This is a genomic window from Photorhabdus sp. S10-54, from assembly GCF_963878145.1.
Classification (GTDB): domain Bacteria; phylum Pseudomonadota; class Gammaproteobacteria; order Enterobacterales; family Enterobacteriaceae; genus Photorhabdus; species Photorhabdus kayaii.
In genome coordinates, this window is record NZ_CAWNXG010000028.1 from 1 (window position 1) to 26,594 (window position 26,594).

A 26,594-nucleotide genomic window follows, 5' to 3' on the forward strand; every position below is an offset into this window, starting at 1 on the left:
TTCAGTACTGCTTTTTGCCCCCAATCAACAACAGGTTGTCGGGTTGATTGAACAAAAACGCGGGGTGAGAAACATCAATGACTATGGCAAGAAAAAACAGCGTGAGACCCGCCCGTATCAAGAAAAAAAAAGCGCGAAGTGGGAAGCCGCTTCGCGGGCGATGGCGGCGCGTTTGGGGCCGGAGATGACAAAGGTGATCAGTGTTTGTGATCGGGAATCTGATGTGATTGAATACCTGGCCTATAAGGTCATGAATCAGCAGCGTTTTGTTGTTCGTTCAATGCAAAGCCGGCGGATAGCAGAGAGTGAAGAGACTCTTTATACCTTCAGCGATACTTTGCAGTCCGCAGGAGAAAGACAGGTTCAGGTCAGGCAACGGGGCGGCCGCAAAGCCCGGGAGGCGCTCTGTGAGATACGTTATGCGCCGGTAACCATCAAAATGCCGATGAGAAAACAAGGTAAGTCAGTCCCGCTGTACTATGTCGGCTGTCAGGAAATCAACCCTGACTCACCACTTTGCTGGCATCTTTTGACATCAAAACCCGTCAATAATCAAGAAGATGCTAAACGTATCCTGGATTACTATGAAAAACGCGGGCTGATTGAAGAGTTCCACAAAGCGTGGAAAAGCGGCGGAACGCAGGTTGAAGAGCTGCGTATGCAAAGCAAGGATAACCTGGAGAAAATGATAGTCATACAGGCTTTTATCGCCGTTAGGGTTCATCAATTGCGCTATCCGGGATTGAACAGGCAAGAGGCGGAACAACAGAGCTGCGAAACGCTCCTGAGCCCCCTGGCGGGGAAGTTATTATGGCGGAAAGTCGAGAAGAAAAAACTGCCGGGGAAAGTGCCCAGTGTTCACTGGGCATATATCACGCTGGGCAAACTGGCGGGCTGGCAAGATTCGAAGCGTAATGGGCGCGTTGGATGGGAAGCTCTGTGGGAAGGCTGGTTTTTAGTACAAGTGCTGATTGAGGGCCATTTGATAGCGAAGTCTCTTGGCTTTTGAGATGTGACCAAGAGACAGGAAAAACACGGGGTGGGAAAACACCGAATGAATTATTTAAGGGAATACGAACATGTTTACTTTCGGATTAACGATGTTGCACTTATTATGTGAATCCAAGATGGACTTAAATATTTTAATACCACTAAAAAAGTCTGAAAATTGGCGTTCTAACGGTATATTTTTGTCAACTTGATTAAATACGAATTTAATACGATTTTCATCTACACTTAGATCAATAAGATTGGCAATTGTAGTTACGCTATCGACTTGCTATTTATGATGAGGAGTAACAGGAATAATAAAGTAGTCAATATCTTCCTGACTATCTTTATAGGCTTCCATTTGATTGATAAATATTTCGATGTTGGATGAACCAACATCAATAATTGCACTGTCTGAAATATCAATTCGTTTAAGAATGTCGTTAAATTCTCTTGCGCTAATTTTTTCTTCTTCGTTGCCATCAAAGTTTATTGACTCAACTCTGATAACTTCGGCACTTTCAATACGAGGTTTTAAAAGAATATTGCAAATAGTAGATTTTCCAACATTACCTGATTTATTTACAACAGCAATTTTAATAAACATTTATGGCCTCTGTTTCATCAGAAATTCAGTAAGTTTTTTAGAGATCTGGTTTTGATTAGTACAATTCCAAGAATATACTATGGCGGGAGTAAACCCTGCTTCCTCTAATCTTTTGATAAGTTGTTCACATGTAACATTTATGCTATGCCAATCTTTTATATCATGCTCAACACGAACAGTAGCCTCGCAAGTTTGACGCCAGAAGAAAGGTCTCTAAAGGATCGTTGACGATCCTTTAGAGGATCTAGGAGAGCATAAAAATCTGTGGGGTATCCCTTTCATCAATGAGTATGATCGTTCGCTTTATCATCATGGTGAAAGGAAAATTATGCCCATATACATAGTCAAAGCCGCCATTCGGGGTGTCAGCCCCATGATCTGGCGACGCTTTCGAATAAAGAGTGATATGTCATTGGGCGCCCTCCATTTTCTACTACAATTTGCTTTTGGTTGGGATAATGACTCCCTCCACACCTTTCATATCTACGGCAAAGACTATGGCATCTGCTATGAAGGTGGCCTCAGCTTTTATGATTATCCCTGGACAATTTCCCTTGAGTCTTTTCATTTCGAAAACCGTGATAAATTCACTTATGAGTATAATCTCTTTCGGCATTGGTTACTGGACATCCGCATCGACGTGATTGAACTTCATTCAAATAAAAGTACGCCATTCTGTCTCAGCGGGCAAGGTATGCCTGATGCCAATCAATATGATGAAACCGAAGCGACATTGAAGCTCTTAGAAGCTATTATCGAAAGTGATGACAGTACAACATTGGGTGACATCCAAGAATTCATCGACGAATTCAATCGCGTTAAATGTAATCGCCATCGACTCAACCGATTACTAAAGAACTATGATTTTTACACGCCTAACGGGTCACAAGGCTTAGACTGGACTCTATAAAGGTATCATACACTGAACCTTAAGCATTAAGTCTCTCGAAAATACCCTCCAACCCATTATTTTTATTGGATTTTCCTTGGGGCAACTTCAACGCATTTTTGGCGAGATATTTCAGAGCCCAATCCAGAGGGTGTTCTATTTCCGACCCGGCATGATGAATAATCGCGCCCAATATCGGCAACAACCAGACATCAACATTTTTGGCTGCCTTGAGAAAGGAAACTGAAGGCAAAAACCGCCTCGCCAGACTGCGCCGGACTATCAACGCCAGCAGACTTGCCCAAATGAACCCCTCCGCTATCGCTTTCTGGCCGGTCGCAAAACCTGTCCAGTTGGTGTGGGATTTTAGTTCCCTGAACAGCAGTTCGACCTGCCAGCGACAGCGATAAACCGCCATGATGTCATCGGCGGTAAAGTGGGATGGCGGCAGATTGGTGAGCCAAAAACAAAAGCGTTTTTCCTGCGCAAACCAACGTCGGATGACCCGAAATTCGAATCGGCCACGCCGACAGGTGAAATCCAGTACTTCAGCACGGTTGTTTTTGCGACTAATCTCCCGGAGTTTTTTGCCCGCCAGTGTCGGTAATTGTCGCCCCTGTCCATTTCGGGCGCTGACAATCAGGGGATTAAGCAATTGGCTTCCCCGCACGATAAATGCCCCCCGGACAGGGAAAATTGCTCGAAGTACCCGAAATCCACGTAACCGGCATCCGCCAACAGCAATGTATTGCGTAAGGTGTGAGGGGCAGGCAGATAAGCCCGCTCGGAGGCCGTGTCTGCGGTCACCGTCATGGCGATAGGCGATTGGCTGAACAAAGACAGGGTCATATGGCACTCAACCGCCGCCTTCAGGGGACTGAAACGACAGGGAAAAACCCCGGCTAACTCGGGATGAACGTTGAATGAGCTGCCATCCTGCAAGAGGATATCGTCAAACTGGCTGAATTTTTGGGTAAGGGGGCAAAGCTTTTTCAATCAACTGAGTCATGGCGAACGTCACCAGTGTCCTCATAAAATCGGCGAAAGCGCTTTTACGCAACTGATTATGAAAGGGCTTATAGGCGACAGTGTGTTTTTCACTCAGACACATGCCGTTAAATTACCGGTGCAGGTCAGCGATGGAGGGACAGTTTCCTTTGCTCAGTGCGGCTATCAGACTGAGAACCAGAGACTGTGGCCCAATATTTCTGAGTCGTTCCATAAAGCCACATCGGCGGGCGGTTTTTTCAAGAAAAGTGTTACTGAAGAATTGCATTAACTGAAGTTTTGTGGAGATAATTGTCATCGGCTTTATTCTCTGATCTCGGTATTTTGTTTGGCGACAATTATCAGATCATAAATAAAGCCTTTTTTCTATCTAAAATAACCAGTTGGCGCTAAAGATCCTGTTTATGATAAAGGTATACCTTTATAGACAGGTGGCCTACAGCCAGAGTACTTCCGGCTCAAGGGCCGGAGCAGAAAGATTAAGCTGCCTCAGCCGTTGATTGACTTTTTGTCGGTTGAACCGGACGGTATCGAGTGCATCAATAAAGGGACGAATATCACCGACCGTGGTCGAGTCATCCGCAATCGCACGAAATAATGCCAGGACTTTGTCCACTTCATCAGCCCATGTCGCCCCCCCGGCATTCCATGACCACTCAGACAAAATGGTGTTTTCAGGTCTGAATTATCATGGATAGTCTCAATGCGAATGTCATGAAGCCAGTTATCAAATAAGTTGAATTGATAGGCAAAGCGATCGCCGACATCAAAAGCAAAATCATCAATCACGACCTTGTACGGATTATCCGGGAAAGCGATGCCTCCTTCGTAAGAGATGCCGTAGTCTTTGCCATAAATGTGGAACTGATGAAGGTGATCATCATCCCAGCCCTGTACTATCTGGATAATGTAGTGAAGCGCAGCCAGTGACGTATCAGTAGCAATCCTCAGCCGACGCCAGACCATGGGACTGACACCACGAACAGCGAGCTTAATCGTGTACATTTTCATAGCAAAGCGGATGATGGAGACGTAGTGAAATAATGTCAGTATTCTATCGTCAGCGGGGAGCATTTGATGATGACTGCCCCACGCTTTTTCATGCTCTCTTGCTTATAGGGTCAGTATTAAGGCATTTCTGCAATTGGTATAACCATTCTTCTATAAAAATTTAAACCATTGATTGTTTCATATTCAATTAAGAAAAAGCCTGGAGCATTACGAGAATTTGCTGTGATCAAAGCCTGCCCAGCGAGAATTAATGTATTTCCTATTTCTGAGGTATAATCTAGTGGTTCAAAATTAATAACCGTTGTTGCATTATGTGCAGTAAATGCAATTTTATTGTTTGGCAATGTACTTATTAAAATTGACGTTGGAAGAATATGTGACATTTTTTATCCCTTCTTGGTTATGTATTTAATGTGTTGAAAACTGTGATTGCAGTACAACTCTACGATTAAGGTTTTACTGCAATTTATATGCACTAAACAGCATTAGATGCAATACAATTAAATTCATAATACACACTTTGAATACGTGCCCCCTTCTTATTTTTGATAAATAATATTATTTTTTATTTATAGTGTATGTTTGTTTTTAGTTGTTTATATTTATTTTAACGTAAATTATGGTTGGGGATAAGAGATAAATAAGTTTTTATAAATAAGTTAATGAATTTTTCAACGCCTTTCAAGAATTGCCACATATACTGACAACAATGATTCCATGTGACAGTTTCATGCAATGATTGCCATAGGCGTTCAATCTTATTTATCTATGGCGAATAGACCGATAAAAACAACAGATTAAATTTAGGATTTTGTTTTAGCCATGCCCTGACTTTCCGACTTTTATGAATGCCATAGTTATCTAAAATCAACGTGATGTTTTTTGCATGGCGATATTGGCAATTCAGTTTCTTTAACATTTTGATAAATAAATCAGAATTTTTCTTTATACCGCTGACATAAGTCACTTGGCCTGTTTGGGCGTCAAGGCAGTCCGCAAGGTAGTATTTTTGATTTTTTCCCGGCGTCATGACCCGTTTTTGTTGCCCTTTCAGACACCAGTCCGCTCAGATTTTGGGGTATAAGGTCAATATCAACTTCATCTTCGTAAAACACAGGATGTTGTTCTGACACGTTGGATAAGGATTCATCCAATCAATAGCATTCCTGATGATCAGTCAGGAGATTACCGCTCTGCGAAAATTAGAATAATCAAGATATAAGGTTAATTTATTAATGTACCTCTGATAAATTTTACATTTTTATAACAAAAAATAAATCTTATATTGTATTTTCAGACATACAATCCAATAAGATTCGTGATTTAAAACTCTAAAACTGGAGTCACATTTTCAACAAGTGAGGACAACATGACTGATATTCAAAATGGCAATTTACCGAGATGCCTTTCTTTAAAAAAAGTGGCGCTTTCCGCTTCCAAACGTAGCATAGAAACCAACATCTTGTATTCTGATGGGAAGACAGGCTACTTAACGGATTTCTGGAGTAAAGGGTACTCGCAGATTCAGGAGCAAACGTATTGGTGCTGGGTCGCTGTGGCTGCAAGTATAGGCAGTTATTATGCGCAGACGCCGTATTCTCACCGACAAGCGTCAATTTATGAGAAATCCAACAATATTACGCCGCCTGGAACTTGTGTAGCTCCCTATCGCACCCTTCCAAAGAATGATTGTAATGATGTGGGAGATCCAGACAAGTCCTTGGCGGTGATAGGGGCGTTGGGGCAAAAAATACTAGGAAAAGGTTATGTACCTGCTCTTATGACAGAACTACTAAATGATAAGCCATTTGTCATTGCCGTTTCTTTCTCGCACCCAATTGCCAAATTAGGTAACGCTAAGGCGCACGCAGTGGTGATATCATCTGTATTCAATGAAAAGCCGTATCATGGAGTTTGGGAAGTATGCGACCCGTGGAGCAATACGAGAACGTTGGAGAATTTCGATACATTCCCGTCATATTACTATGGTGATCCAATGGCTAAATGGCAAGAGACCTACTTTACTAAAAAACCAATATAATACATGAGGTACGCAAATGACTATTAACTTTGTGAGTGCTCCAAGCGGGGCAGATAGTGTTATAGTTTCTTTTTTACAAGATATTATAGATGGAGGCTCGCTTAGCGAAGCTGATACAAACAATAAAATAAATACCAACGACGTCTCATCGTCGAACCCGATTAAAATGTACTATGTCGATTGCAATGAATTTGAAAAAACGAAATCCTTGATCAAGGCTGCCCGCGCTACAGGTTGGCGGTATCTATTGTGGTCAGACGGCTCTGTTGTGTCCGATCTCCATTTGAACATGCACGATGAAAATCTCATCGTCTCTTCAATGACCCTTGATGGCCCAATACCCGTCTCGACAGTTGAGGCGCTCCTTGCAGCAGAAATGGATAGCAGAGTTCAACAGCAAAGCTATGAAGTGAGGCAACTTAATTTACCTTGGTGTTATTTTGTAGCTCTGTGGTTACACAACCCAATTCACGACATTATCATCCCGCTTAAGCCAACATTAATTCATGATATCACGATCCACAAATTGTATGAGGTGGAAGAAATTTCCAACAAAATTATAGCGCAAACAGGTTGACTCTAAGATGCTAAGCTATAGTGCACAGTTAAAAAAGTGGGCATCTTTTTAACTTTATTTTAATCGCCATATTCATTTTCTATGGCAAAGGTAGGAGAATGTAATGAACGTATTCCAACCACTTAGCCTTTGGCACTGTACTGAAATTGGGAGATGAGGTGTGGATCCTCTCAGATTCCTAGCCTTCTTATAGTGCCTAAAAGCAGGAGCCATGTCAACGGTATCAATATTCATGGCTCGATAATTGATAGCGGGCGGGTTGCGTTTCCTATTTTACCACCAACTAACTAAAGTGCCCCACAAATTTTTATGCTCCCCGTGATGAGGAAACAGTCTGCTCAAAGCCGGGATTTTTCGACATAGACGGGCTTGATTCCCCCGTCAATACAGTACGGAAGGAAACACACTGTGGGTCTAATTTGAACAATCAGACCCACAGTGTTGTTTCCAGTACATAAAGACAGCAGCAGTCATGCAGCTGAAAACATAGCATTCATGAATAAAATAGCCCTTAACCTACCCAAAAATGAGAAAACAGCTAAAGTAAGCGTGAAAACCAGGCGCCAGAAGGTAGAGTGGGATAATAATTATATGATGAAGATTGATAGCAGGCTTGTGAGGTGTCGAAAATTCATACGCCACTACATAATCACTTAGTTTGACCTGTAATGGATTGATCTAATGCTAATTTGGTGCGGTATTTTTGTGTTTTAAAGCTGGTTAATCTAAATATTTCCATTTTTGACTCAAAATCAAATCACTATATCGAAAATAACATAACTTAATCTAAAATACTGCCTCTCAAATTTTCCCTAAAAATTTTAATCACAATTAAGATCATGATATCGGTTTAATTATGGCAATGGTGCCCCTTGGCAAAATAATGACAGGGTTGGCCGGATGGGCTGTATTTGTTATTCAGCCTGTATATGCAGATGACAAACCTTTATTCAAACGGGTCGCGGTAGGAATAGCCGTTACCGGCTACCCCCCCGCACAGATCCGGACGTGCGCTACTAACGCATCCGGCTCCTACCTCGGGTGTTTGGCGTAAAAGCGCTGCAAAGGATAAGGATGTACAATTCGGGGGGACGGTATCCATTTATTCACTAACTGACTGTAACGCGACCACGTCATTTTGTGCCTCTGGCTTCGCCGTCTCAGTGACTTCAGCCACATCCGCTTCACTTCTTCCACAAATTGACACAATGCTCTGCTGTTGAAGGGGACGCCATAGTAATTGATGTGCCCTTCTACCACTCGTTTCAGCCACCGTCCCGTTTCTTCCGGGCGGTTGTGCCGCCGTTGCCGCAGCCCCTGCTTTATTCGCTTCAGTTGTGTTTGACGTCGTTTTCGTTGAGTTTTGCGCATCACCGCATCCTTGCCCGTGTGTAGTCGTCCTATATAATGCGTAAATCCCAGAAAATCAAACGTCCCCGGCTTGCCCCTCTCCGGTCGCTCCTCATATTGCTTTAACGCAAAGCGACCAAATCGTACCAACCGGGTTTTCGCTGAGTGTACCTTCAGCCCAAACTGCATCAGACGTCGTTGTAGCAGGAATTGGCACGCCTGAGCATCCTGATGTTTCTGGAAGCCCAGAACCGCGTCATCGGCATATCGGATCATCACCACATCTCCTTGCATCTGCTTTCGCCATGCGTTGAGCCAGAGGTCAAAGCTGTAGTGCAGATAGATATTCGCCAGCAGTGGCGATATGACAGCACCTTGCGGCGTGCCACAATGCGACTTCTGTCGGTGACCGTGTTCATCAACTATCCCCACCGTGACCCACTGCCTGATTAATCGCAACATCCGACCGTCCCTTATCCTGTGCTGAATAAACCGGATGAGCCAGTCATGCTCCACGGTATCGAAGAACCGACTGATGTCCAGATCCAGCACCCAATTGACTTTCCTCTCCATTATTGCCACATTCAGCGCGTCGCAGAGCATCGTGCTGCCCTCTGCCCGGTCTGAACCCATACGAGAAGCCGAGAAAATCGGTCTCGTAGATTTGATTTAAGACCGTGACAGCCGCTTGCTGCACGATTTTGTTCTCCAGACACAGGATACTCAATGGCCTTTCTGTCCCGTCTTCTTTCAGGATCATCACCTGCCTTGCCGGCTGGGGCCTGTATTGCCCCCGATGAAGTCTGCCGTGGAGCGCATGGAGGTTGTTTTGCAGATTTTCTGCCTAGTTTTCCCATGTGATACCATCGCAGCCCGGGGCAGACTGACGTTTAAGTTGCTGAAAACTCTGACATAACAGTTCTTCACTGATGTGATGAAAAAGGTGAGTAAACTGTTGTTTCCTATCCCTCTTTGCTGCTTTTCGCACAGCCAGCAGGCGTAACGTCGTATTTCCCCGGCTCTGTGTCCGGATACGGGCGCACTGTTGGCTGTTCCCCTTGGTCGGGAGCCTTCCCTCCATCAATTCCGCCACATTGTTTTCTGTTTTGTTCACTGATTTCTCCGGTACTATACTCCCGTCCGACTTCCTGAACTCCATAAGGCTTCTGCTTTGACACTTAGACCTTATCGTCCCAACTGCTCACGATGGGAAACCGTTCAGGATCTCCCAGGTTCCACGCGACGAACTTCCTCACATGCACAGGGTCTCCGACCCCGGGAGGTATGGTCAGGTTTCGCCAATACACCCTGACCATTGTAAGTTTCTGCTTCCCTTAACTGCATCACCACCTCCGATTTACCGATTTCGTGGCTCAATACCTGGCCTGTGAGTGCCTTCGCTAATACTTCACGACAGTAGTTACCCACAGTCGCGCATAGCTAAAGGACCGGGCGTACCCGGAAGGGACTTTCACCCTCTGTTCTATCGCCAGCTTGCCTGGCGTACTAAGGCTCCGGTGAACTCACCTTGTCTTTCCCTTCCAGCCCCTGCACGCTACCGCTTCCTTATCTTCACCTGGAGACTGACACCATGAGCCGTAGCCGATATACCCCGGAGCAAAAACAACACCCTGTGACCCAATGGCGGCACAGTGGCCGTTATGCGCAGAGCATGCCGAAAGACTGGTCAGGCGGCACATTAGTGACGGATGATTATGCGGGTTACAATGCGCTGCATGCCCGGGCTGATATCACCGAAGCGGGTTGCCGGGCCCATGCCCGCCGCAAGTTCTTTGAACAATACCTGGCCAGCGCCAATACGACAGCCACTGGAAGGTATTCGTGAACTGTACAAGCTGGAGCGAAAAATCAAACACCGGCCTCCGGATAAACGGCGTCAGTGGCGGCAGCGTTATGCCCGGCCGTGGCTGAATGAGTTTCGAGCCTGGTTGCAGACGACTCAGGCCCAAACGGCCCCCAACTCCGGGTTACGCAAAGCGATAGATTATCCCCTGAAGCGCTGGTCGGCCCTTGTGTGTTATCTGGATGATGGCCGGGTGCCGATAGACAACAACCGGGCAGAGAATGCCCGCCGGGGTGTGACGGTCGGCCGAAAGAACTGGCTTTTTGCGGGCTTGCTGCCTGCGAGGCAACGGGCCGCCATGATAATGATCCTGCTGGAAAGCGCCAAAGCCAGCGGATATGAGCCCTGGTTCTGGTTACGTGATGTCCTTACCCGGTTACCGGCCTGGCCGAACAATCGGTTGAATGAGCTGCTCCCCTAGCCGGAGAATCCCTTCAGTTAACATCCCATTTTGTTGTTATCTGACAACGCAAGGTGAGTTCACCGGAGCCTTACGATAAAGAAGGCAATCCTGTCAGTCAAAATCCGTGATAATCTTACCAATCAGGGAGAAATACAGGCTAGCAAGCATCTTGATATCACAGGGGGTTATTGGGTGATCTGCTTGGATGAAAATACCCATCACTCGTTATACATCTGGCAGAACACCCTGATTTTAGGGGGCTGCCAGATGAGCGGGTGTTTAATAGCAGAATCATCCTATATGAAAAGCAGATGGATCTAGTTGAAATTCTTTGTCAATTTCCAGCTTTTTCAATATCGCGGGAAGAACCTGGTGAATCGTACGCATGCCAACCAGAAGTTCGTTCATATAAATATCTGGATGAATACGTGAAGAATTGAACCCCAAACTTTCTGCTTCGGCTTCAAGACCGAGATTGTCACCAGAATCATAAATTAACGCGAGCAGTTCTGCCCTAAGAGGAACGCCGGACCGAAACGCTTTATCCTTAACAATATTGAGCCATTCTTCGTAATCTTTCATAACATTATATTTGAATTCTTTGTACCTAGGAGCCAGTTTTGTATCAACCTCAATTTTACAGGCCGCTAGATCAACCAAGCAGGACTCAATGTTTCCTGCCTCTGTTTCAAATAAATCTAACTCTTCATCATAGATAAAGTCAGAAATGTAAGCAGCGTAGAAGCCATAAACATTATTAAGTGCATTGAAGATTTTGTAGATGATATTAGCGTAATTATCCTTTTCTACTGCATCCCAGAATTCTTCATCTTCATCAACGTCCAGCTCTTCAGGGAATGACTTCGGCGACCTTATCCCCATACTTGTAAGTACACTGGAAACACTTGAACATAAGAGATCCATCTCGTCCTGCAAGGGGTCAGTAATATACCCAGTCTCTGCATTCTCGTGAGCCATGTCAGCAAGACGGTATATGAGTTTTTGCCATTTAACAGCTTCTTCATAAGAACCCGCCCAGAGAATAAATTCAGGGTCCAGTTCACCTATCATTGCTACATCCCGGAGTTTCTTTTCCATATCCAGCGACATATGTTCACCTTTTTTCCATTTAGTGATCTGAGTGGGAGATACCCCAAGTCGACTGGCCAATTCTTTTTGGGTGCAGGATAAAGTACGCAGGGCTAGTTCTACCAAAGCTTCACTTATCATTGTGAGGTTCCTTTCTTTTTACTAAATATATCTAACAATGTAGTAAAAACAGTCTTGCTTATTTTTTAGTATATTTCAATCATTTTTTACTAAAAAATTGCAATTTATTAATTTTTCAGTATTTATCTGCATTGAGGCTGGTTTCAAGTGAAGTTTGGGCTAAATTAAGACGCCCTTTAGAACGTGGTAGATATCAATGCCCCCAAAGCGCATTCATTGGTACTGCAAATGTGTTCGGTACGTGGCTAATTGGCAGACAATTGTTACCTGTGTAAAGTAAGATGCCTCCCTGCCAATCTCTGTCAGCCAGTGAAGCTAATCTTGCCAACCCCATACCGTCTTTCGGCTGTATGCTGGCCGCTTTTTTAACTTCAACCCCCCAGATTCTTCGACCATCTTCAATAACCAGATCAACTTCAACCTGATCTTTATCACGATAGTGGGAGAAGTGCAGTTCATGTTCTCCCCAACCTGATTGGCAGATCAATTGTTGCACCACAAAGCTTTCGAGTACTGCACCAAAGTCATTACTAAGGTTATGCCAATCGTCGACTCTCATATTGTTTAAAGCACAAGCTAAACCGGAGTCTACTACATGAACTTTAGGAGCTTTTATTAAACGCTTGGCTTGGTTTTTATGCCAAGCCGGTAAGCGTCTCACTAAGAACAAGCGCTCTAGAATGGTGATGTATTTGTCAACGGTTTCTCGCTGAAGACCTACATCTTTCGCTAATCCACTGATGTTCAAAAGGCTACCAGTACGCAATGCGAGGATCTTAATGAGTCTCAGTAATTCGTCTTCATCTCGAATCGCTGCAACGTCTTTCACATCACGTTGAATAATGGCGTTGAGGTACTGCTTATACCACTGACGAGCTCGCGCCTCACTGCGCATATTCGGCTCTGGATAACCTCCTTGTACTACAGCTTCTGCTACGCCTTCAATGAGGATTTGTTCCCCTTTGATTGAAGGAGAAATTTTGTTAGTGATCAGCTGTTCGAGTAGCGATGTTGGACTATGTTGCTTTTCTTGTTCAGAAAGTGGCTGCAAAAAGATTACTTCGACGCGACCTGCTAGTGATTCCTGTACTCCAGGCAGCAACAGCAAATTAGCTGAACCAGTTAGTATGAACCGCCCCGGTCGACGATGAATGTCTATAGTTGCTTTTAAGGCAGGCAAGATCTCTGGCACACGCTGTACTTCATCCAGTGTGACACGTTCTGGCAAGCTTTGTACAAATCCAGTGGGATCGGTTTTAGCTGTGTTAAGCAGAGTGCTGTCATCAAAAGTTAGGTAAGCCCGCCCAGGCTCTAGAGATTTCGCCAACGTTGTTTTGCCGACTTGGCGAGGACCAAGCAAGCACACCACTGGTGTATCAGCCAATGCTGCCTTGAGCTGTGGTGCTATTATCTTGGGTGTAGTGCGTTACTCAAGGTTGTTCTTTTATGTTCAATGTGGAGAATGAAGCTTAAATTGCTCCGTCTATTTGTTGGCTATGGCTATCGTCTAAATGCTGGTTTTCATAGCGTCTATTTGCTGGTTTCCTTTTCGTCTATTTGTCAATTTATGACGTTCTTACACATCAGTCAAAATTTTTCCTTTGGGCTTAAAGGCACGACTGTAACGAAAAGCCAGAGTAATTGGAGGAATAAATCTAACAATATCCGACAGTAGAGGAGTCGACGCCAGTGAACTCTGTATCCAGCACACAGAGAGGATAAGGAGCACCAGTGGACTTAAAAAGCTTACTGTAAAGCTATATCGTGAAAAAGCCCCAATCTTGCATTCGCAAAACTAGGGCCTAATATCTTTCGCTTTATGACGGGGGGACTGAGCACCATGATAAGATGGGAGAAGAACCGTCGACTAGCTACGCTTTGGAAGCGAATTCACAAGTAATAAATTGTCAACATAATAATAGCGGTTTAACCACCAAGAATTTATTTGGACCTTATCACCTAAACTGCTTCCCCATTTTTATCGAAAAAGCATTCATGATTGAAATAACAGTTGCACATAAACTGGGCAGCAATTGCGTAATAAAACCAAGAATAGTTCCGTGATTCACCGAAGAATGATGATTAGCCATGCCTCCCATAGCAATTTGCATAAAAGCGGAGTTTGTCAGGTAAGCATAAACCAAGCCGCAAATCCCTGTAACCAACAGAAAGCTTATAAGCATGGCAACCACCGCCCCTACCCTCTGAGGTAATCTTCCCCTGATTGAATTGATGGTGAGCGCGGTCAGGCAACCCGGAGCAAAACCCCATCCCAAGAGATACCAAATAATCATTAACCCCTTTAGCGGGACGCTATGTGCCATTTCCAAAATATCAGCGCGCCATAATATAAGATTCAGGCATGCAGCCAACACAGCCAGAAATATGGAAATAGCGAAACTGTTAGGCAAAGTTAATTTCTTATTCACTAAAAGACCTTGAGACGAGCAAGAAATCTCGCACCAGTTACTGAGTTAAGAAGAAAACTACCCAAAATGCCAGCAATAAGTGCGGCAGTATATCCTTTAATCAGGAATAGCAACGGCATTTCTATTGAACCCCAATAATTCAGCCCCACGTTGTGGTCCAAGCCCCAACAAAGTGTTTGGCAAACACTGAATAACAGAGCGCTACTCACGGCGGTCATGATATAAGCGCCGGTACTTCCTGGCGTGAAACGTGCTGATACCAAGTAAGTCAGTCCCCCAACGGCGGCCCCCATGCCAATACCACATAAACCAAGCGCCCATACGAGACGCCATACCAGAGGGCCATTGTCGGGAAATAAAATAAAACTCATTAAAAGAAATCCAGCCTCTGCGATAAAGCCCAGAGAAATAAATAGCTTAATCGTGCGTATAGCACGTTTCTCACCTTCTGCCACCACATATTGCGGATCGGGTTCATTCACGATTTGAGTAGACATTTTTCATCTCCTGGATAGGTGCGTTAAATATCCGATGATGCCATTCAATTTCATCTTTCCGAAGCAGACTACACACGCTGATAGATTGTATAAACCGAGTCGAACGTTGTAATAGAATGCTATCAGAGCGAAAAAAATACTTTATAAAATATTTCGAAAAATAATTTTTTGTGTATTACTGATAACTCTTAATTATATAAATAATCAATAATATCCAAGCAATAGATTAATCAAATTATTTAATAATGCAATCACATAAAACAAGTGATGTAATCACTATGGTATGAGGATGAAATCCTGTCAATGTGAAATAAGAAATTAATAAGACAATCCAGCATATGATCTTTTTAATATTTTGATATTCCCCATTCAGCCTGACAAAAAACTTTCATTTTAATTAATAGATTGCAACTTATTTCCCCTGCCTGCAATATCGCAAAAATACAATAAACAAGACCTAATATTGGAATTTGTAATAATATGAATATTCAAGCGCAATACTATTTTAATTTTATAATTTGACAATAACTCTATACTTAGTTATTAATTTAATTAAGCAACTAACAAGATCATTGTTTAATTATCTATACCCTATGGATTTCAAGATGCATCGCGACGGCAAGGGAGCGAATCCTCGGGAGCATAGATAACTATGTGACCGGGGTGAGTGAGTGCAGCTAACAAAGAGGCAACTTGAAAGATGACGGGTATATATTTGGCTTCTATATAACTCATACCTATCAGGAGAGATTTAATTACCATGAATAAGTCCCAACAAAAATTTAATATCAACGAAAATGTCATAAACGTAGATGGAAAAGATGTAAAATTTTTCACATCCCAACCTCTCGATCCAATTAAGAATAGCGCCAAGAGAAATCCTATCGTCTTGGTACATGGCACTGGCGGCAGCACAGAGATACATTTCGGTTATCTCTTTCAACTACTTGCCTCGGAAAATCGAGTTATATCCCTGGATTTTTCTCAACCAGTAAAAGCAAACGAAACGCTTACCCTTGAACATCTTGAAAAACAGGTCGAAGCCGTTATTGAAACAGCGGCGTCGGGGGAGTCTGTCACACTGATAGGTTACTCGTTGGGTGCTGTCGTTACTGCTTCTGTTGCCGCTAAGCGTCCGGACCTGGTTCGTAATTTGGTTCTGATCGCAGGATGGGTGAAAACAGATTCACAGTTAGCACGATTTTTATCTGTCTGGCGTCAGTTATATGAGATCCAATCACCCTCTATTGCAGACTTTATGATATTTTGCGCTTTCAGTTCTCCCAATCATGTCAATATGCTTCCAGATCAGCTTGCAATCGGATTTGAAAATGCTGTGCCGGGGGAATTTGAAGCGTTACAAATGGATCTTAATGGCCGGGTTGATATCTCCCAACTTGTTCCTACGATAAAAGCCACAACGCTAATTATCGGCTGTACACACGATCAAATGATACCTATCCGTCACAGCAAAGATCTGTTTGGTGCCATTCAGGACGCACGCTATACAGAGATAGAGTGTGGACATGCGGTCATTTATGAGCGTCCTTCGCAGTTGATGCAGGTTATTGATCAGTTCTGCGCGGACCCGTCGTTTTATCCTGCCGGGACCATAATCCCTTCAGACCTGCCATAATCCCTTTAATCCTCTGGAGAACTATGATGAATAAAAGTACACCAAATACAGATATATCACAGGCCACAGATGTAGCAATTATTATCAACGGACCAAATGCGACACTTACCCATAACTCAATTAGTTATATACTTGAATCTCAAATACATTTTATAAAAAACCCGAAATGGCTAATTAATAAACTTTAATTTGAAACAGCAAGAGATTTGTCTCTCAAATTCAAACCTCTTGCTGATGCCAACAATTGCAATTGCTTTAGAACGGTTTAGTCGGCAAATATTTCCCATCTAGCGTAATGACAGCACGCGAACCGCCATTAGGATCATCGACCTTTTTGATATCAAGTTTGAAGTCAATCGCACTGATAATGCCATCACCAAACTTCTCGTGGACAAGCGCCTTAAGGGTTGAACCATAAACCTGCAACATTTCATAGAATCGGTAAATAGTCGGATCAGTCGGTATACCCTCGGGAATACTGCCACGTACAGGGATGGTTTGCAGCAGAAGGAGTGCATCCTCGCCAAGTTCAAGCCGGTCAACCACAATCCTCGCAGCATCGGCTGGCAATGGGTGCTGGCCGAGCAATGCTGCGGTGACGAATGCGAGACTCAGACCAGTTCCTTGTGCGATATCTTCAAACGTCAAATTCTTGCGTATCTTAGCGTCGATGATAGCATCAGTAAGGACCAGCCTGGGAGTTTGGGAGTATTGAGATTGTGTCATAATGATTCCTTTGGATTAATAAGCTATTTAAATGCCGTGGTGAAACACGGATTGTGTTGCAGAAACATGTGGATAGTCCGCAAGCGAAACAAATTGGCCGACCAAGCCGTCTAGAGCATCGATCGAACCAGCCTCTATATCGTAAATCCAGCCGTGTAGATTCAAGTGTCCCTGTTCCAGCCCAAGCGCCACGGACGGGTGGGTCTTGATATTAGCAATTTGAGCGATTACGTTTTCACGCACCATCGAGTCAAGTCGAGCAATCTCACTAACATGCTCACGTGCCTGATTAATCGCTTTCGCAGAATCCGCATAACGTAACCAGCTGGTAATCGCGGGAAGGTGATCCATACATTTACAGGTCGCAATTGTGGTCATAGCACCACAATCTGAATGTCCGCAGATCACAATGTCAGTGACCCCAAGCACAGCGACCGCATACTCAACGGTAGCGGAAACACCGCCAGATTCTGCACTGTACGACGGAATGATGTTACCAGCATTGCGTATTACGAACAGATCACCTGGCTCACTCTGAGTCAGAAGCTCTGGGATCACACGGCTGTCGGAGCACGCAATAAACAAAGTACGCGGATTTTGGCCGGTGGCAAGCCGCTTGAAACGCTCGCAACACTTTGGAAATACCTCGTGCTGGAATTGTAAAAAACCTTCAATAATATCCTGCATGTCTTCACTCCATCGTGATCGATAAAAAAGCGAATGGATAAAGAATGAACGAATTTATCTATAGCGTCAAAGATCGGATTACTATCATCGCTATAGTATTTTCCAATAGTTTATTGTCGTTCTGCGGCAACGTATTTGTTTTTTGTTATTTACATCTTATAAACGACAAATGATGACGCCATAGTGTTTACATGATGTAACCAAGTTTCGTGATCAGCTCAAGATAAGCTACGGGGTAATACCACCAACGCTAACACTAAAGGTACAACACGGCGTTGACATGTTCAGGAAGCCCTTATAGTCTTCACCCCATCGTGGCCGATAAGACAGCCAACAGGTGAAAAATGAGCGAATATTTCTATAGTCTCAAAGATCAGGATGTCATTACTTCCATATTATTTTCAAATAGTTAATTGATATGCTGCTACGACACATTCGTTATCTGCTGGCAGTTGCCAAACATCAGAACTTCACACGCGCCGCAGAGGAACTTCATATCTCACAACCAACCCTATCGCAACAAATCAGGCAACTTGAAGAGTCACTGCGCGTGCAACTGTTCGATCGCTCTGGAAGGACTGTACGACTGACTGACGCTGGCGAGGTATACACAAGTTACGCCCGTCGTGCGTTGCAGGATCTGGATGCCGGACAGCGTGCGATTCATGATGTGCAGGATTTAAGCCGCGGATTGCTCAGGCTAGCAATGACACCCACCTTCACTACTTATTTCATCGGCCCTTGGGTAGAACGTTTCAACGCGCTTTATCCAGGAATTACGTTGAATATTAAGGAAATGACACAAGATCAGATAGAAGTCTCTTTAGCAGAGAACCAGCTCGATCTCGGCATCGCGTTCTCAGAAGTGCGCTCCCCCGACATTGATAGCGAACCATTGTTCATCGAAACACTCAGCCTGATCGTTGGTCAATCGCATCGACTCATTGGTCAACAAACATCATTAACGGCGAAAATGTTGGAACATGAAGGGTTAGCGCTACTAAGTAAAGACTTTGCAACGCGGAACCATATTGATTTGTACTTCCAGAAACAGGGGATCACGCCACACATTGCAATTGAGGCCAACTCCGTCAGTGCAATCGTAGAAATTATCCGTCGGGGACGACTCGCAACTTTGTTGCCTGATGTCATAGCCCACGAACAGACAAGGCTCTATTCCATTGCCATTCAACCTACGTTACCGCAACGCAATGCGGTACTGTTGTGGCGCCGTGGCGCATATCGAAGCGCTGCGAGCCAGGCGTTTGCCAATCTGATCACGCACCGTTTCGATGTATACCAAGAAAGTGACGATTTCTGATAATGATAAATAGAAAACACATCGTGTCTGGCGGCTTCCCTTCTGTGTTAGGGCAACCAATTCATAAGCTTGTTTCTAATGTAATCAGATGAAAGGCGCTCCTGCTCTAAACGTGAAGATTGGAACCGGCCAGAAATGAGATCATTAAACAACTGTGCTTCATCCTCATTTAGCGATGAAGGATTGGATTCAACTGGATTTGATTCAGGAACCATTCTCTCTTCATGGGCTTTAACAGTTTCAACGTCCATCATCAGAGGCTCAATATCCACAAACTTGTTTCTGGCGTCACTGAGAATAGACAAACCCCAAGTATCAATATCTCCCCAATATCCTACACGTTTATCTTTCAACCAGACTGCATCCATCCAGGCAATGTTTTTCCCTCCTCCTATCACCGCGATCGTGTCAAACATTTCGGGTAATGCCAGACCAGACTGTAGGTTTTCTACTACTAATATATTCGATGCCGGAAGTTCGTACTGTCTAAGTAATTCGCCGGGTATTTGTAGTATCGGTATTCCACCAAGTGCAGCCATCACAGCACGGCAAAGCGGCCTGATAGTTAACCAACCTTTGGGGTTTATTGAACACCCCAACCAAGCAATAAGACCACCTGATGCCGAAACAGCTCCCTTGTGAATGATATCGGCCAACTCTTCGATCAGGATTTGGTGATTCTCAAGAAACTTAGTATCAATCCCAATGAGTGGCAGTGCTCTTAGATATTGCCCTTCCCCTAAGCCTTGCTTTAATTGTGGCAGCAACTTTGCTAATAATTCCGCATCTCTCAACGAGAGTTTTTCCACAATATCTATGCACTTAACCAATGCAGGATAGAGATCTTTATTAACCCACAAAAATGGCTTCATATTTCTTTCCCATACCTTACTTCGGGAAAGGGCATCACTCCCTAAAAATTGAATCAGACATTGCATCGATTCAATGACAACAAAAGTTGGAATGCGTTGCTCAGATAGCTCCCTGAAATTCTTAGAAGACCACTCCACGACATCTTGATGGGGAAATGATTTCCACTCATCAATAAACCGTTGGAAATGAACTATATCTAATATGGCAGAATTCCCTTTGGGTGGCTTCAAGCCAACGCGAATAGGGAATGCCTTGATGCCCAGTAACCGGGCTTTTAGTGAGGGAAGACTATCCCACTCACGCTGCCTAATGATGCTTTTAACTTGTGCTGGCAATAACCCCCAACGCACCTCATACTGCCCTCTTTTCATGTCAGTTTCTCAAACTCAATACCCAGATCAGCAGCCTCATCAGGCAACTTTTTCTCCTTCTCTTCGCCCATTCTCCGGTCAATCTCTTCCCAAGTCACTTCACATAAATGGCTGTCATGGTTTTCCTGATCTCTTTCCGCAATGAGCAGTGAACGAGCAGATTCCCTTGCCAGATTCAGGTTTTTATAAGGCGTAATCAAATTAACGTGAATATGAAGCTCTCTAAATACTCGGAGCACCCGCCGACTTACCGTTTCAGCCGTATTTGAGAATGCCTCATCCAAGAAAACAGTACAGTAAACCGGACGATCATAGCCATCTGGCGTCAAAACATAGGCCAAACTTGCCGCGACAATAGTCGCCGCAAATGACTCTTTCTCGCCACCTGACTTTCCACTGGATGACTCCAATACATCACGAATCTCACCGGTATTACTATCCAACTCTTCGGCATAAAATGACATCTGATAACGAGGATCAAGCAACCTTAAACTTTCTAATGTATTTGAGGAACCTGGCGCACTTGCTTTCCCAAGTATTTCAACTACTTTAGCCAATTGACGGAACCGTGCTTCATGGTCATCACTGGTTACCTGACTCAGCACCTTACGCAAATGCTGTTCAAACTCATTAACATGTGGGAATTTCTCTCTCTTTGAACCCAGCTTTAAATGTGTCCCTGATCGAAACTCTGTACGCTTAAGGACCCGGTTAATGATATCAATCCGTTCGAGGACATCTTCCCGTTCAGATTCAAGCTTAGTTTTAATCCGCGCCAGTGACTGCGTTGCATGCTTATTCAACCGCTCAATAAACTGCTCCACAAGGTTGGGAAGCCCTTCCTCTTCCAGTTGTCGCAAATGATTAAGATAATCAGGTAAGCCATCAATATTACTTTGCCAGTCAACCGTGAAGACTTGCCATTTATCGTTAGACCTGAATGAGACCATAATGCTAATGGCTAATCTTTCCGCTTTGTCTTTACTGTTTCGGCTAATATCTAACAGACGTTCTAAATCGTCTTCAACTCTCAATACCAATTCAGACATCCGGCCTAAATCGTTTGTATTAAGTACGCCAACCCGAATCGCAAGTAATTGCCGGGCTGAATCAGGTAATCCTTTCGACGCTTTTTCCTGCGCTTTGCTCCATTCCTCTTTTGCATTTTTCAGCGTATTTTTAACGCCACCAGAATCAGAGTTGAGCTGATTTAATACCGATTGAATTTGAGCTAGCTGCCCTTTAGCCGACTCCCAACGCTCTCTGGCCTTATCAAGATCACCCCCTGACTGTTCCAACACCTTGAGGTCAGCCTGCAAATCAGAAAGCTTTTCGTGCCAGTAAGGAGCATTAATATCATCCCAGCGGTAACCTTGGATCTTCTCCCAAAGAATTTTACGATCAGAAACAGAATTCAAATCTTGACGGGCTTGACTCACCTTTTTCTCGGTTTCTGCCAGTTGCAGAGTTAACTCTTTTTTATCGTTATTAAGAATGGCTAAACGTGACTTGTTCGAAAAACCCAGACACCAGCGCCTTCTGTCGTCTATCCGGTGCTGATCTTTTTTCTCAAAGCGCCCCTTATCCATGTGCATCAACCCCTGCTGTGTCATCGAAAACGGGGTTTGATCCAATTCTTCCGTACTTGAAACACATTGCAGGTCAAATCGCTGCAAATGGTGCTTGAGCCACTCTCGATAAGGGTGATTACGCCATACCAGTTTCCTTAGATAACCATCAGACTTAAACACCACCGATTGATCTTGAGTTGTAGAATCATTCACAACTTGAACACGGACATGTAAACCGGTATGTCGGGTATTCAACCAACGAGTCACCATCGAATAACAATGATGTGGCACAGCAAGTGTGGTTCGTAACCCGCCTAACGCCCTCTCTATCGCGCCCTGCCAGCTCTTTTCACGATCTTCGACATCGATAAGCTCACCGATAAATACACACTGGTCCTTACTTAATTCTAAAGAATTAACCAGTTCATCTCGCAGTTGCTGATATTTCACATCAATATTGGAATCGGGTCTTGCCTCGATCTCACGAATTTCCTGAGAGATATCATGGATATTGGCTTGTAGCTCACTGAATTTAGCACTGATGGTGGCAAACCTGTCCTGATACTCTCCTTCTTCTTGCTGAATACTGGCAAGCCGGGTTGATGCTACGGATTGATTTTTAAGAAACACCGCCTCCTCTAATACAGAAGGAAGAGCCAGCTCGTTAGCATGAGTTTGATATTGCGATGAATTTCTAACCACCCGACTCAATTGAGCTTGGGTATGATCAACCTCTTTTCTCAGCGACTCTATTTTATCCCCACCAAATTGAAGATATTCCTCGTGCCTTCGCTCAACCAACTTATTCGCATCCACTTTCTGCTCTTCAGCTTGGCTAATTTTGAGGAGTAGCGCTTCCAGTTCAGCCTCAATATCGGCAATTTTTTCACTCCACAATTGTGCGAAAATCTCCCCAAAGTAGACCGGGAGACTATTTTTCTCAGCTATCAGCTCCGCAAATTCTTTCGTTGTTTTTTCGATAATTGCGTTGAGTTCAGGTAACCTGGATAAGTGCACTTTTTGTGCTCTTGCATCCACTAATTGACTATGAATTGCCACCAGATCAGCAAACTCTTCCACGACCTTTTTAGCATCATCCTTGACCGTACTCGGTTCCAGTACCAATTCACGAATCAACCCGGTTAAATCATCAATTTTTTTCAGACCTAACGCCCGCGACAAAAGTGCAGGCGCATTCTTATTGTCCATATACAGGAGCTTTCGGTACAACTCTTGATAATCAGAAAAATTATCATCACAGCACGTAATCGTCGGGTCATCACGAAGCCATTGCTTGAATGCCCGAGCATTACCGTTCCCAAAAGCATTCAGCATTTCCTTAAGAGCCAGGTCTCTTTTGGCAACAACATAAACTCGTGTCACATCCGCGAGCACATTCGTCGATTTAGTAATCCAGAAAAGCGCCGCAAGCGTGATTTTTGACCCATCATCACCCTGATATAAAGCTCTAAGCCCAGTCACTACGCCAGACTCACGCTTACTTCTGACTCTCGTCCCCGCTCCGTCATGGGCAGATCCAAAACTTCCCCGCATATAGGAAAGTAAAGTCCGGTCAGAACGATCACCCTGTGCCGCAGCTACATTGAAAGTTGCCTTTCCGGCAGGAAGCAGCAAAGCCATAAGGCCATCAATAAATGTCGATTTTCCGGCGCCATTATCTCCAGTGACTAGCGTTCCCATAGGATCTATCAACGCGGTATGCAAGCCATTAAATGACCCCCAGTTATAAACTGAGAGTTCAGCTAATCTGATTTGACCAACATGAAATAATGAATTAGCCGAAAGAGTTTGATCAGTCATTTTCATCTCCTGTCTCTTCCCCTTCATTTTGATAATCAACAGCGTCGCTGCCATTTTTATTTAGCTCAATACCCTTCTCTCCCGCTATTTTCAGGTATTCATTAAGCATACTTTCGAGAAATTCAGCGCTGACTACATAGCGGATCACCGGCGTAATCTCGAAGCGATCCTCGCTTCCTCGGACCGAACTCAATATTTTTTTCGTCACCATTTTCTCAAGAGCACCCTTGAGTTTTCTCCGGTCAGATTTAGTACTGTTTGTCAGCGGTAAAAACGGTGTCAGATGGGATTCTATACGTTCTATATCAATGATAACCCTTTGCTCTCCCGATGTTTCCCGGTCCTGGTAATGTTTACGCAGCACCAACAGCAACAATGTATCGTATAAAGAGAGCGTTCTTCGGCTAATCAGAGAGACAACCTCTTCATCATCTATACCCAATAATTCAGTATCTTCCTCATTCTGAAAGCCAGCTATAAAGGCAACACCTGCTTTTTCATCTAAGATTAACTTCAAATAGACTTCTGACAGATGTTTGCGCACAGCACATTGGTATCGACAAAGTAATTCAAACAATTTAGCTTTCTGCGAAGACAAAATAACGCCCTGACGCAGCAAGCTAACCAGCACCCGGCGCGCATCCAGCGGCATATCACTGTTTGAGTTTTCAACGTGCTTACTGACTAATACATCATCAACTTCACCGGATGGGCTTTGGTTGACAACCGAAAAAGCAACATCAGATTCAACGCCAGCTGTATCTGTAAGCGGATCATACTCTGATTGAGTATGGTGTTTTATCAACTGATCGAAGAACCCTGTTTTCTGTTCTTCCTGAGGATCGGAATGAGACTTCCCAGAGGTAGCGAGGGCGCCATTATCTTTATTCAACTTTTTACCTACATGCATTACAGCCCTCACTATATATATACAACCATTTTCTATTCACTCTAAAGAACCAATTCATCCAAACTATCTGGAAACAGGTCAGCACTCAGCAAGAAAGTGGGTATAGACGCCCGCAAGCGAACTCCCCGTTTGTCACTGATTTCAATTGATTCCTTTTCTTCCAATAATGCAGCCCCGACAGATTTGGCCACCCGCAAATAGGCAACTAACTCCTCCAACCCTGAATTAATCGGCTGATAATTTGCAATAGACGCAATTGTCATTGGACCAAACTCTTTTAACGTTGCTAACGCCCTCTCAGCAATTAATCGAATTTGAACAACATCAAGGCAATCCAGCATTTGCATACTCGGTTCCCGAGAGTTGAGCTGTTCTTCAGCACCTGAAGTATCCAGCTTTTCATCAGGTGATTTAAGCAGCATGCTTTCAGGAGAGCTAATACTTGCCGCGCCAACGGGCAGTGACAGAGTTGTTGCCGTTTGTAAGTCATAACCTGAGTTCTTTAATTCAATGGCGAGTCGTTCCAATTGACCAAGCAATCTATCAACCGCACGATTTTCTTGAGCAGTACCACTCTCTATGTAAGCACGCAAACTCTCTTCCGTTCTTCGCCTAATTTGAAAAACTCTGTCACTCTCGCGGCTTAGTTCTCTCATGAGCTGACTTAAGAATTGCCGCTGTTGGGCACTTAAGTGTTCTGCGACCGGACGGCTTAAAATACTGCGAAGCTGATCTCGTAGCTCCATAGTTCTATTTTGATCACATAACAAATCAAAAAAGCTTTCAAACGCACTACCGGCGTCAGTTTTAGCCAGTAATGCCTCTTTTTCTAAAACAGCAAGCAGGATATCTCCTCTAGTGGAGTCCCCCTCAATAATTTGAATACGAATTTCCTGATCCAACCGACGAATTTCATCTTCAACACGGCGAAAATCACCCGTTAAAACAGAAGCCAGTTGGTAAATTTCACGAATTCTTTCCCGCTGTTCAGCCCCGGTTAATTCGGTCACAACGCCGGCCCTTAGAGCATCAATCTCTCTTTGGATCTCAGATTTTCTATCTTCCAAAAGTGCGACACGCTCATCGGCATTTGGGCTAATCGCTACTGCAAAGTCCCTGACCGCTTCCTGCACAATTCGAAGATGAGACGCAGTGGTTCCTGAATTGCGTTCATCAAGCCCCTGGCTAAAACGGAGTGCAATTTCACTGGCATCCGTTTTAGTTAATGTGTCATCCATCTCACGCAACCAGCCTTCCCGAATCCATTTATTGAGATAAGTACCCGCTCCCGTTTCAGTTTCCCAAATGCCAAGTTCACGACAGCGTACCAACTCTGCATCAAGTGACACACGGGCACGACCAAAAGGGACTTCACTATCCTCGGAAAATAACTCCCCCAAAAATGCCAAAATTACAGGAGCATTATCAGCTCTCAACAGTTTCCAGGCAGCACTTTCCTGAAATAGACGGCGGTACTTTGCCTGTAACCCTTGGAAATTCAACTTGCCTCCCTCTGTGTGGTGATGAATAAAGAGCGATTAGATGAGCATTAGCCCACAGCCATCCTTTCCAAAAAGCCACCACCAAGAATTTTGTATAATTTACAATCGATACAATCAAATAAAACCATATCATCATATTTTTTTATTATGTCAACACAAATTACTGACTTTTAAACTATTCAGCGTTGCGACCAATGGGAGAATTAAACTTATTAAAGTCACCTATTTTTGAAGAATAGCGACAACATGATGGTGAAAAACAAAAACTGCTAGCGCAGAC

At 44.0% G+C, this 26,594-nt stretch carries 20 protein-coding genes and 4 pseudogenes; 7 read left to right on the top strand and 17 right to left on the bottom strand.

All coding sequences use genetic code 11. The features are described from left to right. The coding region (locus tag AACQ83_RS15120; protein ID WP_112879835.1) for an IS4 family transposase at positions 1 to 1,009 on the top strand (1,009 nt) is incomplete at its 5' end. A gap of 270 nt (positions 1,010 to 1,279) precedes the next feature. On the opposite strand, the gene AACQ83_RS15130 is transcribed toward AACQ83_RS15120, so the two are convergent. Then, the gene (locus AACQ83_RS15130; RefSeq protein ID WP_112879834.1) at positions 1,280 to 1,597 is read right to left on the bottom strand and encodes a hypothetical protein; all 318 of its coding nucleotides are present in this window, start codon (positions 1,595 to 1,597) and stop codon (positions 1,280 to 1,282) included. Positions 1,598 to 1,925: 328 nt separating this feature from the next. On the opposite strand from AACQ83_RS15130, the gene AACQ83_RS15135 reads away from it, so the two are divergent. Further along, positions 1,926 to 2,507, top strand: a complete 582-nt coding sequence (locus AACQ83_RS15135; RefSeq protein WP_112879833.1) for a plasmid pRiA4b ORF-3 family protein — start codon at positions 1,926 to 1,928, stop codon at positions 2,505 to 2,507. A gap of 19 nt (positions 2,508 to 2,526) precedes the next feature. Here the strand turns inward: AACQ83_RS15135 and AACQ83_RS15140 are convergent. The 4 genes and pseudogenes from AACQ83_RS15140 to AACQ83_RS15155 all read right to left on the bottom strand — a co-directional run. Beyond that, positions 2,527 to 3,792: pseudogene (locus AACQ83_RS15140) on the bottom strand (IS4 family transposase). A 191-nt stretch (positions 3,793 to 3,983) separates the two neighbouring features. Continuing rightward, entirely contained in the window at positions 3,984 to 4,460 is a 477-nt protein-coding gene (locus tag AACQ83_RS15145; protein WP_240000816.1) for a plasmid pRiA4b ORF-3 family protein, read from the bottom strand. Positions 4,461 to 4,621: 161 nt separating this feature from the next. After that, positions 4,622 to 4,888: a hypothetical protein gene (locus tag AACQ83_RS15150; protein WP_112878381.1), complete on the bottom strand. Its 267-nt coding sequence runs from the start codon at positions 4,886 to 4,888 to the stop codon at positions 4,622 to 4,624. Positions 4,889 to 5,112: 224 nt separating this feature from the next. Next, positions 5,113 to 5,659: pseudogene (locus tag AACQ83_RS15155) on the bottom strand (IS630 family transposase); the annotation flags it as partial. Positions 5,660 to 5,874: 215 nt separating this feature from the next. Between AACQ83_RS15155 and AACQ83_RS15160 the strand changes: the two are divergent. Both AACQ83_RS15160 and AACQ83_RS15165 read left to right on the top strand, forming a co-directional pair. Then, a complete protein-coding gene (locus tag AACQ83_RS15160; RefSeq protein ID WP_112878382.1) occupies positions 5,875 to 6,546 on the top strand; it encodes a papain-like cysteine protease family protein in 672 nt (223 codons plus the stop codon). Positions 6,547 to 6,562: 16 nt separating this feature from the next. Continuing rightward, on the top strand, positions 6,563 to 7,123 hold the full coding sequence (locus AACQ83_RS15165; protein ID WP_112878383.1) for a hypothetical protein: 561 nt from the start codon (positions 6,563 to 6,565) through the stop codon (positions 7,121 to 7,123). 1,032 nt (positions 7,124 to 8,155) lie between these two features. On the opposite strand, the pseudogene ltrA reads toward AACQ83_RS15165, so the two are convergent. Together ltrA and AACQ83_RS15180 are read right to left on the bottom strand one after the other, a co-directional pair. Then, positions 8,156 to 9,632: pseudogene (ltrA, locus tag AACQ83_RS24670) on the bottom strand (group II intron reverse transcriptase/maturase). Positions 9,633 to 9,691: 59 nt separating this feature from the next. Next, positions 9,692 to 9,901: a hypothetical protein gene (locus AACQ83_RS15180; RefSeq protein ID WP_146747905.1), complete on the bottom strand. Its 210-nt coding sequence runs from the start codon at positions 9,899 to 9,901 to the stop codon at positions 9,692 to 9,694. Positions 9,902 to 10,124: 223 nt separating this feature from the next. On the opposite strand from AACQ83_RS15180, the pseudogene tnpC reads away from it, so the two are divergent. Beyond that, positions 10,125 to 10,758, top strand: a pseudogene (tnpC, locus tag AACQ83_RS15185) (IS66 family transposase); the annotation flags it as partial. A 273-nt stretch (positions 10,759 to 11,031) separates the two neighbouring features. On the opposite strand, the gene AACQ83_RS15190 reads toward tnpC, so the two are convergent. The 4 genes from AACQ83_RS15190 to AACQ83_RS15205 all read right to left on the bottom strand — a co-directional run bounded on the left by AACQ83_RS15190 (position 11,032) and on the right by AACQ83_RS15205 (position 14,896). Next, on the bottom strand, positions 11,032 to 11,970 hold the full coding sequence (locus AACQ83_RS15190) for a helix-turn-helix domain-containing protein (RefSeq protein ID WP_112878384.1): 939 nt from the start codon (positions 11,968 to 11,970) through the stop codon (positions 11,032 to 11,034). 193 nt (positions 11,971 to 12,163) lie between these two features. After that, positions 12,164 to 13,354, bottom strand: a complete 1,191-nt coding sequence (locus tag AACQ83_RS15195) for an ATP-binding protein (RefSeq protein WP_240000820.1) — start codon at positions 13,352 to 13,354, stop codon at positions 12,164 to 12,166. Positions 13,355 to 13,925: 571 nt separating this feature from the next. Next, the gene (locus tag AACQ83_RS15200; protein ID WP_112878386.1) at positions 13,926 to 14,399 is read right to left on the bottom strand and encodes a hypothetical protein; all 474 of its coding nucleotides are present in this window, start codon (positions 14,397 to 14,399) and stop codon (positions 13,926 to 13,928) included. After that, complete coding sequence (locus AACQ83_RS15205; protein WP_112878387.1) at positions 14,399 to 14,896, bottom strand: hypothetical protein; 498 nt, start codon at positions 14,894 to 14,896, stop codon at positions 14,399 to 14,401. The genes AACQ83_RS15200 and AACQ83_RS15205 overlap by 1 nt, the downstream gene beginning before the upstream one ends. A 760-nt stretch (positions 14,897 to 15,656) precedes the next feature. On the opposite strand from AACQ83_RS15205, the gene AACQ83_RS15210 reads away from it, so the two are divergent. Beyond that, positions 15,657 to 16,532, top strand: a complete 876-nt coding sequence (locus tag AACQ83_RS15210) for an alpha/beta fold hydrolase (protein ID WP_112878388.1) — start codon at positions 15,657 to 15,659, stop codon at positions 16,530 to 16,532. Positions 16,533 to 16,787: 255 nt separating this feature from the next. On the opposite strand, the gene cynS is transcribed toward AACQ83_RS15210, so the two are convergent. Together cynS and AACQ83_RS15220 are read right to left on the bottom strand one after the other, a co-directional pair. Continuing rightward, positions 16,788 to 17,258, bottom strand: a complete 471-nt coding sequence (gene cynS, locus AACQ83_RS15215; protein WP_112878389.1) for a cyanase — start codon at positions 17,256 to 17,258, stop codon at positions 16,788 to 16,790. A 27-nt stretch (positions 17,259 to 17,285) separates the two neighbouring features. Next, positions 17,286 to 17,945, bottom strand: coding sequence for a carbonic anhydrase (locus tag AACQ83_RS15220; RefSeq protein ID WP_112878390.1), 660 nt, complete (start codon positions 17,943 to 17,945; stop codon positions 17,286 to 17,288). 418 nt (positions 17,946 to 18,363) lie between these two features. On the opposite strand from AACQ83_RS15220, the gene cynR reads away from it, so the two are divergent. Further along, positions 18,364 to 19,266, top strand: a complete 903-nt coding sequence (gene cynR, locus AACQ83_RS15225) for a transcriptional regulator CynR (protein WP_112878391.1) — start codon at positions 18,364 to 18,366, stop codon at positions 19,264 to 19,266. Between the two features lie 47 nt (positions 19,267 to 19,313). On the opposite strand, the gene AACQ83_RS15230 is transcribed toward cynR, so the two are convergent. Genes AACQ83_RS15230 through AACQ83_RS15245 form a run of 4 tightly spaced genes read right to left on the bottom strand, consistent with a single transcriptional unit; the run spans position 19,314 to position 26,314 of the window. Further along, positions 19,314 to 20,510 (bottom strand): Wadjet anti-phage system protein JetD domain-containing protein, encoded by a 1,197-nt coding sequence (locus AACQ83_RS15230; protein ID WP_112878392.1) that lies wholly within the window; start codon positions 20,508 to 20,510, stop codon positions 19,314 to 19,316. After that, the gene (locus tag AACQ83_RS15235; protein ID WP_240000821.1) at positions 20,507 to 23,902 is read right to left on the bottom strand and encodes an ATP-binding protein; all 3,396 of its coding nucleotides are present in this window, start codon (positions 23,900 to 23,902) and stop codon (positions 20,507 to 20,509) included. The genes AACQ83_RS15230 and AACQ83_RS15235 overlap by 4 nt, the downstream gene beginning before the upstream one ends. Beyond that, positions 23,895 to 24,812, bottom strand: a complete 918-nt coding sequence (locus AACQ83_RS15240) for a DUF4194 domain-containing protein (RefSeq protein ID WP_112878394.1) — start codon at positions 24,810 to 24,812, stop codon at positions 23,895 to 23,897. The genes AACQ83_RS15235 and AACQ83_RS15240 overlap by 8 nt, the downstream gene beginning before the upstream one ends. Before the next feature lie 41 nt (positions 24,813 to 24,853). Further along, a complete protein-coding gene (locus tag AACQ83_RS15245; protein WP_112878395.1) occupies positions 24,854 to 26,314 on the bottom strand; it encodes a DUF3375 domain-containing protein in 1,461 nt (486 codons plus the stop codon). Positions 26,315 to 26,594: the final 280 nt, after the last annotated feature.

Coding starts and splice junctions, on each gene's coding strand:
- AACQ83_RS15210 (WP_112878388.1), top strand. CDS start 15,657: ATGAATAAGTCCCAACAAAAATTTAATATCAACGAAAATGTCATAAAC.
- AACQ83_RS15235 (WP_240000821.1), bottom strand. CDS start 23,902: ATGACTGATCAAACTCTTTCGGCTAATTCATTATTTCATGTTGGTCAA.
- AACQ83_RS15240 (WP_112878394.1), bottom strand. CDS start 24,812: ATGCATGTAGGTAAAAAGTTGAATAAAGATAATGGCGCCCTCGCTACC.
- cynR (WP_112878391.1), top strand. CDS start 18,364: ATGCTGCTACGACACATTCGTTATCTGCTGGCAGTTGCCAAACATCAG.
- cynS (WP_112878389.1), bottom strand. CDS start 17,258: ATGACACAATCTCAATACTCCCAAACTCCCAGGCTGGTCCTTACTGAT.
- AACQ83_RS15190 (WP_112878384.1), bottom strand. CDS start 11,970: ATGATAAGTGAAGCTTTGGTAGAACTAGCCCTGCGTACTTTATCCTGC.
- AACQ83_RS15205 (WP_112878387.1), bottom strand. CDS start 14,896: ATGTCTACTCAAATCGTGAATGAACCCGATCCGCAATATGTGGTGGCA.
- AACQ83_RS15135 (WP_112879833.1), top strand. CDS start 1,926: ATGCCCATATACATAGTCAAAGCCGCCATTCGGGGTGTCAGCCCCATG.
- AACQ83_RS15230 (WP_112878392.1), bottom strand. CDS start 20,510: ATGAAAAGAGGGCAGTATGAGGTGCGTTGGGGGTTATTGCCAGCACAA.
- AACQ83_RS15220 (WP_112878390.1), bottom strand. CDS start 17,945: ATGCAGGATATTATTGAAGGTTTTTTACAATTCCAGCACGAGGTATTT.
- AACQ83_RS15150 (WP_112878381.1), bottom strand. CDS start 4,888: ATGTCACATATTCTTCCAACGTCAATTTTAATAAGTACATTGCCAAAC.
- AACQ83_RS15130 (WP_112879834.1), bottom strand. CDS start 1,597: ATGTTTATTAAAATTGCTGTTGTAAATAAATCAGGTAATGTTGGAAAA.
- AACQ83_RS15145 (WP_240000816.1), bottom strand. CDS start 4,460: ATGGTCTGGCGTCGGCTGAGGATTGCTACTGATACGTCACTGGCTGCG.
- AACQ83_RS15165 (WP_112878383.1), top strand. CDS start 6,563: ATGACTATTAACTTTGTGAGTGCTCCAAGCGGGGCAGATAGTGTTATA.
- AACQ83_RS15160 (WP_112878382.1), top strand. CDS start 5,875: ATGACTGATATTCAAAATGGCAATTTACCGAGATGCCTTTCTTTAAAA.